Genomic DNA, 7,731 nt, shown 5'->3' on the forward strand with positions numbered 1-7,731 from the left:
AATAGGCCGTCTGAAAATAATCTAAAAACTTTAACCTTCCATTCTTTCAAAACAAAATATATTTTCCACACAAACAAAAAGAGCCTGTATAAAACAGGCTCTTTTTCAGACTAATCTTAAGTCAGATTAGAATTTGTGACGCAGGCCAACAGTACCAGCAGTTTTCTCGTATTTATTACTACCTTCTTTTTCTTTCAACCAACCAGCTGACAACAAGGCAGAAGTGCGTTTAGAGAAGTCGTAATCAGCACCAACGATAACTTGATCGTAAGTACGGTCAAGTTTTTTACCATTAGCGGTAAGTTTGAAACCATGAGCATAAGAAACACGAGGAGTTACATTGCCGAAGCTGTAAGCAGCAGTAGCGGCAACTTCAGTTTGCTTGTTTTTCTTACCATAGTTAGCATTGCTAGCATCACCATTTTTAGATGCATCGTGTTGAGCAGCAACAGCAACCAACAGATTGTTTGCATCATAGCCAGCAACTACACGATGAACCTGACGATCTTTCAAATCACCAGTAGCAGTACCATTAGCCAAAGGAGCATTTACAACCTTACCATCAGCGTCGGTTGCCAAAGCATGTTTAGCAAAAGAACCCGCATAACGAGCAAAGAAGCCAGAATTTTCATAATTCAAACCAGCATAGTATGCATCACCATGCACACGATTATGCTCATATTTATTGCTAGGATTTGCATTATCACGAGGTTGATATTGCACGCTTGCACTAAAACCGGCGAATACAGGAGAGTCATAACGTACAGATACTTTACGAGAATCTACACGTTTTAAGTGACCTAATTGCAAAACATCAGAGTTAGCATCACTAGATTCCCATGGGTCAATGCTGTCGCTGCTGTCTTTCAGAGTAGTATTCAGGTTACCGGCACGAACTTTACCGAAACCGCCTTCCAAACCGATAAAAGATTCGCGATTAGCGAAACCAGAGTCACCACCGGCGATAGAAGTGTTTTGTTCAACTTGCCAGATAGCGTTCAGGTTGTTACCCAAGTGCTCGTGACCCTTGAAGCCGATGCGAGAACCGTAATCAGCAATTTCTGTAGCAACTTTTTTCTTAGTGCTTACACCATTTTTTTTCAACTTTTGTTGAGAAACTTCTACGCCGGCTTTGATTTGACCGTATAGAGTCACATCAGCCATAGCCGCAACAGGCAGAGCTGCCAAAGTCAGAGCAATCAGAGATTTTTTCATTGCTGTATTCCTTTTCTATTGTGAAGAAATAACTTAAGCAGACCGGACAATCCGCTTAGGCTTACATTATCGCTGGAATCAGCGATTCCATGACTGTTACTATAATTGCTCCTCTCTAAAAAAACAAACTTTATTCAATCCACCCCCACCACCCTTGAAACCCAACAAAGGTAAACACAGCCCAAAAAAAGGAAATTTATTATTTAAAATCAATGATAAATTTCTTTTAAAAGCAGTTGTGCATTTTTACAACACTTTATTAATTTACACATCAATCACGCTATTTTGTTGCTTTTATACCAACAATCCGTCAATTAGGCCGTCTGAAAAACATTACCCGAAACATCCATCCACTCAGGCAGAGGCAGTTTTACCACCCCAAACTCATCAGGATAATCAACGCCTGTCAAATACAGGCCGTCAGACATAAAAGTCGGAGGCGCTTTCAATCTGCTTCTTGCATGAAAGATTGACTGAAATTCATCCACACTGATTCTGCCACTTCCTACATATACCAATGCGCCCATGATATTGCGCACCATATGATGCAAGAATGCATTTCCATGCAAATCAAGGCACAAATAACGAGGATTCCCACTAATACTTGCCCTATACAGCGTTTTTATAGGCGATTTTGCCTGGCACTCAGCCGCACGAAAGCTAGAGAAGTCATGCTCACCCTCCAATAAAGCAGCAGCCTGCCTCATTAGATTTAAATTTAATTTCAAATGCGTCCACCCCACCCTGCCGACCAACAACGGAGAGCGAACCGGAGATGATTCCAGCAAATAACGGTAATGCCGACCATAAGCATCAAATCGGGCATTAAAATGCGGTGCAACTTTTTGTGCAAGCAATACAGCCACACCGTCAGGCAAATGCGCATTGACTCCACGCACCCACGCTTGCTCCGGACGGCCTACAGATGTATCAAAGTGTACGACCTGAGCTGTCGCATGCACACCCGTATCCGTCCTTCCTGCAACAATCGTATTAATCTGCTCCCCTGCTATTAAAGACAACGCCTGCTCTACGGCCGTCTGAACAGTCGGTAAATCTCCAGCCTGTTTTTGCCAGCCATAAAAACAGCTTCCGTCATAAGATAGGATTAAAGCCCAACGCTGAACGGAACGTCCTGTTGTATTCGTTTGTTCGGTCATTTTTAATACTTCTTATAAATTGATATTGCTGTCCACGCTCAAATAACAAATATTAAAAGGCGTGATCATCGCACGCCTCTCATCATGTATTTCAGACGGCCCTTATCTTCGTCCACCATAGAACTGCCATGCAATACTGTCATATCTAAAAATGGATTCGGCTCAAATCTCATTTTTAAATTTACCATAAAAAAGATGCCGTCTGAAACGGCATCTTCATTTGACTGACACTTATGCGCCAAGTTCTTTCATCAGTTTTTGAGCTTTATATAGAATATCGCCTTCAGCCTCCTCAATCAGCCCTTGCAATGTTTCTCGAGCCGCTTCAGGATCACCGATTTCGATATACATCTTAGCCAAATCATATTTGGCTTCAAACGGTGCAGTCATACCGACTGATTCTGAAACAAAGCCTCTTTCACTATTGCTTTTATCGGCGGCTACTGAAACATCTTCAGCTCCCCATTCCAATGCACCTTCTTCAATCACAAATTCAGAAGCAGCTTCTTCTTTCTCTACTTCTTCTTTGGTTTCTTGAATTTGCAAGTCTTGATCTTGCTTGACATCAAATGGCACCGCATGGCCGCCTGAAGCTTCAGGGGTTTCTACCGTAAACTCAAGTGGCTCTTCATTTCTTAACTCGGAGACCTTTTTCTCTGCCGCCAAATCAAACTCAGCAAATGTATTTACCTGCTCTTCTTTACGTTCAGGCATAACAACAGATACTGGCTGATACGGATTTTCTGGTTCAGGCTCGTACACGCTTTCCGTTGATTCGATATTGTCCCAATCAGCATGGCGACGTTGCTCTGTCTCAACATCATGCGTTACTGCACCTGAAAGAATACCTGCCTGACTATTGTCAATCTTACCCAAATCAAGTTTGACATCATCAATATTGGAAGATTCTTCTACCTCATTGATAACCACATCATCTTCAAAATCATCTTCGATAAACAGACCGTCTTGAGTTTTTTCAGACGGCGTTACTTTAGTTGCAGCAACCGCAGCAGCTGAAGCGGCAACATTTTTCTGTACAGCCTTCTCTTCATCCTTACGGCTTACAGGTGCCGCTTCCGGCTCGTCTTTACGTTTACCGGCAGCTTTCAACAACAACCAAGCAGCAATAAGGGCGGCACCGCCTGCCAATAACCATTTCCATAAATTGCCGTCTGATTCGCTTTCTGTTTGCTCTGCGACAGAATCAGTGGTTGCAACAGGCTCGGAAGCCACTACGTTCTCTTGAGCATCAGAAGCCATAACGTCTTGAACATCGGACGCAGGAACAGTCGATGCGGCATTTTCATTAACAGCTGCAGATGCTGCTTGTTCTGTTTGTTCAGCTGAAGCTTGTTTCACTTCTTCCTGTTGCTGTGTATTTACGCCAGCATCTTTAACCTGGGCTTCAGTTTGAGTCTCAGGCTGAACAACAGGTTTTTCTGTTTTAGCCTCTGTTGTATTAGCGGTTTCATTAGCTTTTTCTGTTGCCGTATTAGTTTTAGCAGGAGCAGAAGCAGCCAAACGTTGCAATTCGCTACGGTTTGGAATATTCAGCACCTTACCTGCCAACATACGGTTGGCATTATTATCGATAAACACATCCGGGTTGGCATTTACCAAAGCCTGAATGGTTTGATCCAAGGTCATACCTTGCGGACGGATGCTGGACGCAATGGCAATCAGGGTTTCACCCGTACGCACCAAATGCTGTCTGCCTGAACGTGCAGCTGTGTCGTTTTTAGCAGGGGCCGTCTGAACTTGTTTTTTCTCAGCCTTACGCTGCACATCCTTACGCGCTTGAATTGCTTGATTACCTGCTGCTTTATTGTTTTTCGTTGCAGGCTGTTGGGCATTGCGCGTCGGCTCGGAGGATTGAGATTCAGCAGCCGGACGAGTACGAACAGATGCAGCATCTTTAGAATCATATCCGGCCGGATCGATAATAGCAGTGTATTCACGCGATTGCGCGCCGACACCTACTTGAAAAACCAAAACAGGATCTTTGATGGCTTTAGAAGAGCGGATGGTAACGACTGCCTTATCGCCCGATTTGCGTACCGCTGCGCGCAAATTGCCATTTGAAATAGTGGCCTTGCCGCCATTAAGCAGAGCCTGAGCTTCCTCGCCAGTTACAGTGATACTGCCTGTAAAAGGCTCACCCAAATGAGATTGAACATTCAAGCCGCCCAAACCTGCAGAGGCACTGAGCGATGTCATTAAAGCGATAGAAGCTGTAATTAATTTAATATTGTGATGTTTTTTCAAAACTGATCCCCTGTTCGGAAATTATGGTACTAACCAATGTGCGCGCATTTAACCATATATTTACTAGATATTACGTCATGATATATTTTTAACCCATTCCTGCCAAGCAATAGAGGCTATTCAGCCTAAAATTCCTTAGCAAATCTATTACTTTTGCATACTTGTGTTTCTTTTTTACAAATTTCTCCAACCCAAAACAAATATTTTATATAAATATATGCGGCATTAAAGTCATGAGGGAAGGTGCAAAAAAACACATCTGCCTGTATGATTAGCATTTACTCAATTAGTTTCATCATTAACATATGAAAGTTTTGAGCGACTTATTCGCCGTATTCTTATTTTTCATTACATACATCATCACCAAAGACATGATTGCCGCAACGACTGTTGCGGTTGTAGTCGGCATAGCCCAAGCTGCGCTGACCTTTTGGAAACACCGCAAGCTGGACACCATGCAATGGATCAGCCTGATTTTGATTGTCTTTTTTGGCGGTGCAACGATTCTGCTGAAAGACAACCGCTTCATCATGTGGAAACCGACCGTTCTGTTTTGGATCGGCGCAATCGTCATGCTGTTTAGCCATCTTGCCGGTAAAAACGGGCTTAAAGCCGTCATGGGCAAAGAAATGCAGCTCCCTGATTTTGCATGGACACGCCTGACTTATGCATGGATTGGCTTCCTGATTTTTATGGGTGCGGCCAACCTCTTTGTCTTTACGTATTTTCCAGACCAATGGGTCAATTACAAACTGTTCGGCACATTGGGTTTCACAATCATTTTTTCCATCGCACAGGGCATGTATCTGATGCGTTTCCAGTCTAAGGAGGATCAATAATGGAATATTTTATGCTTTTGGCTACTGATGCCGAAGATGTCCACGAAGCACGCATGGCAGCACGCCCTGCTCATTTAGCACGCTTGGAAGAATTGAAAGCGCAAGGCCGTCTGCTGACTGCCGGCCCCAATCCTCTACCAGACAATCCGGAACGCGTTTCCGGCAGCCTGATCGTGGCTCAATTTGAATCTTTGGACGCTGCACAAGAATGGGCTGAACAAGACCCTTACGTCGATGCCGGCGTATACGCAGAAGTATTGATTAAACCCTTTAAAGCCGTATTCAAATGAGCAATATGCGTCAAATTATCGAGGAACGCCTGCAGGCGCTTGAGCCTGAGTTCTTCGATTTTGAAGATGAAAGCCACCTGCACGCCGGCCATGCCGGCAATAAAGGCGGCGGGCATTACGCTATAGTGGTGGTCAGCAACGCATTTGAGAACATTGGCCGCCTCCAGCGGCAACGTATGATTAAGCAGCTTTTGCAGGACTTGTTTTCAGACGGCCTGATTCATGCACTCAGTATCAAAGCGGCCACGCCGGACGAATACTTCCATTAAGATTACTACTCAAACTTTGATTTCTAATCATTAATTCACTTCCAATCATTAATTTAAAAGAGAAATACGATGAAAAAAACCTACTTTGCTTCAACCTTGATGCTTGCCCTGACTTCCGGCACCCTGTTTGCCCAAGCTTTGGTTACCGTCAACGGTCAAGCCATCGACAGCAGCGTTATCGATGACCAAGTTGCTTCCGTACGCGCCAGCAACCCGAACGTTCAAGACACTCCTGAATTGCGTCAAATGCTGACTGAACGCCAAGTTATCAGCACTGTTGTTACCCAAGAAGCTAAAAAATTAAAACTGGATCAAAGCGCTGAATTCAAAACTGCATTGGAGCAAGCGCGTGCCGATGCCGCCAAGCAAGGTGCAGATAAAAAAGCCACATTCAAAACCGAATGGGCAGTTTTCGAAAATGATTTGTTAGGCCAAGCTTTCGCGGCGCATATCGTCCGTCAATATCCTGTCCAAGAAAAAGACGTCAAAGCCGCTTACAACGACTTCAGCAACTTCTATAAAGGTACTCAGGAAGTCCAACTGGGCGAAATCTTAACCGACAGCAGCAGCAATGCCCAAAAAGCCATTGCCGATTTGGACGCGAAAAAAAGCTTTGTTTCGGTATTGAACCAATACTCAATTGATGAAGCAGCCAAAAAAGCCGGCGGTATCCCTAAAGCTTATGTTCCGCTCAAAGATTTGCAAGAATCAGCACCTCCGCTTTATGCAGCCGTCAAAGACCTGAAAAAAGGCGCGTACACTAAAACGCCGCTACAAAACGGTAATCTGTACGCCGTTTTCTACGTCAATGACCGTCGCAACGTTACCGTACCTTCTTACGAAGCCGCTAAAAACGAGATTGGCAACGACTTACAGGCAGCCCGTGTTGATGCGGCCATTCAATCATTGCTGAAAAAAGCCAGCATCAAAGTCAACAAATAATATAACGTGCCCGCCGTGATAGCGGCGGGCAATAAGGAACTCACATGAACATCAAGCCCAAAACTGCCGTTTTGGCTATCCTCGCCCTGTCGACGATCGGTTTGGCAACCGCCAAAGCACCTGATATCGATCCCGCCCGCATCGACAGCATGGTTGCCGAAGTATTGAGACAGGCCGACCAGCATCCCAACCAAACTGCCAAACCCGATGGTCAGGCAATCCGCAAAGATGTGGTTACACGCTTGCAGACTTTGGAAATCTTGAAAAATGAAGCCTTCAAAGCTGGTTTGGACAAAGATGCGGAAGTACAGAATCAATTCAAAAACGTTGAAGCTGAGTTCTATGCTAACCAATACGCTGCTTATCTAGAACGTCAAACCGCAGTTGACGATGCCGAGTTGCGCCGTTTCTACGACCAGCAAACACGCATTATCAAGCTGCAACAAGTCAGCTTTGCCTCAGCCGACGAAGTACGCGCCGCGCAAGAACTGCTGCTCAAAGGCTTGTCATTCGAAGAGCTGATGAAGCGCTATCCTAACCCAGAACAAGAATTTGACGGCTTCATTTCTCCGCAACAGCTTCCTCCCCAACTGGCCGTTGCTTTTGCCGACATGAACCGAGGCGATGTAACGCATGAACCGGTTGTAATAGGAAACCGTTTTTACCTGTTTAAACTCAGTGCAGTAGAACGCGATCCTAAAGCCAAACCTTTCGAACTGGTGCGTAATCAGCTTGCCCAAGCTGTCAAACG

At 44.7% G+C, this 7,731-nt stretch carries 8 protein-coding genes; 5 read left to right on the top strand and 3 right to left on the bottom strand.

Going from position 1 to position 7,731, the window contains the following annotated elements; genetic code table 11:
• Positions 1–126: 126 nt before the first annotated feature.
• From porB to Q1M25_RS06500, 3 genes are all read right to left on the bottom strand, one after another.
• Positions 127–1,215: a trimeric porin PorB gene (gene porB / locus Q1M25_RS06490; protein ID WP_300483116.1), complete on the bottom strand. Its 1,089-nt coding sequence runs from the start codon at positions 1,213–1,215 to the stop codon at positions 127–129.
• A 314-nt stretch (positions 1,216–1,529) separates the two neighbouring features.
• Positions 1,530–2,375 carry a tRNA pseudouridine(38-40) synthase TruA gene (truA, locus tag Q1M25_RS06495; RefSeq protein WP_150537300.1) on the bottom strand — a complete coding sequence of 282 codons (846 nt, stop codon included), beginning with the start codon at positions 2,373–2,375 and terminating at the stop codon, positions 1,530–1,532.
• Between the two features lie 231 nt (positions 2,376–2,606).
• Entirely contained in the window at positions 2,607–4,592 is a 1,986-nt protein-coding gene (locus Q1M25_RS06500; RefSeq protein ID WP_300483133.1) for a FimV/HubP family polar landmark protein, read from the bottom strand.
• A gap of 353 nt (positions 4,593–4,945) precedes the next feature.
• On the opposite strand from Q1M25_RS06500, the gene Q1M25_RS06505 reads away from it, so the two are divergent.
• From Q1M25_RS06505 to Q1M25_RS06525, 5 genes are all read left to right on the top strand, one after another.
• On the top strand, positions 4,946–5,479 hold the full coding sequence (locus Q1M25_RS06505; RefSeq protein WP_300483121.1) for a septation protein A: 534 nt from the start codon (positions 4,946–4,948) through the stop codon (positions 5,477–5,479).
• Positions 5,479–5,769 carry a YciI family protein gene (locus Q1M25_RS06510; protein ID WP_004519663.1) on the top strand — a complete coding sequence of 97 codons (291 nt, stop codon included), beginning with the start codon at positions 5,479–5,481 and terminating at the stop codon, positions 5,767–5,769. The genes Q1M25_RS06505 and Q1M25_RS06510 overlap by 1 nt, the downstream gene beginning before the upstream one ends.
• Complete coding sequence (locus tag Q1M25_RS06515) at positions 5,766–6,038, top strand: BolA family transcriptional regulator (RefSeq protein WP_070460214.1); 273 nt, start codon at positions 5,766–5,768, stop codon at positions 6,036–6,038. Before Q1M25_RS06510 ends, Q1M25_RS06515 begins: the two co-directional genes overlap by 4 nt.
• Positions 6,039–6,107: 69 nt before the next feature.
• The gene (locus Q1M25_RS06520; protein ID WP_300483128.1) at positions 6,108–6,980 is read left to right on the top strand and encodes a peptidyl-prolyl cis-trans isomerase; all 873 of its coding nucleotides are present in this window, start codon (positions 6,108–6,110) and stop codon (positions 6,978–6,980) included.
• A 44-nt stretch (positions 6,981–7,024) separates the two neighbouring features.
• On the top strand, positions 7,025–7,731 hold a 707-nt coding region (locus tag Q1M25_RS06525), incomplete at its 3' end, for a peptidylprolyl isomerase (RefSeq protein ID WP_300483130.1).

Source organism: uncultured Neisseria sp. (assembly GCF_951230505.1).
GTDB lineage: Bacteria > Pseudomonadota > Gammaproteobacteria > Burkholderiales > Neisseriaceae > Neisseria.

Excerpts from the sequence above, each read along its gene's own strand:
- porB (WP_300483116.1), bottom strand. The coding sequence starts at position 1,215 with ATGAAAAAATCTCTGATTGCTCTGACTTTGGCAGCTCTGCCTGTTGCG.
- truA (WP_150537300.1), bottom strand. The coding sequence starts at position 2,375 with ATGACCGAACAAACGAATACAACAGGACGTTCCGTTCAGCGTTGGGCT.
- Q1M25_RS06500 (WP_300483133.1), bottom strand. The coding sequence starts at position 4,592 with ATGACATCGCTCAGTGCCTCTGCAGGTTTGGGCGGCTTGAATGTTCAA.
- Q1M25_RS06505 (WP_300483121.1), top strand. The coding sequence starts at position 4,946 with ATGAAAGTTTTGAGCGACTTATTCGCCGTATTCTTATTTTTCATTACA.
- Q1M25_RS06510 (WP_004519663.1), top strand. The coding sequence starts at position 5,479 with ATGGAATATTTTATGCTTTTGGCTACTGATGCCGAAGATGTCCACGAA.
- Q1M25_RS06515 (WP_070460214.1), top strand. The coding sequence starts at position 5,766 with ATGAGCAATATGCGTCAAATTATCGAGGAACGCCTGCAGGCGCTTGAG.
- Q1M25_RS06520 (WP_300483128.1), top strand. The coding sequence starts at position 6,108 with ATGAAAAAAACCTACTTTGCTTCAACCTTGATGCTTGCCCTGACTTCC.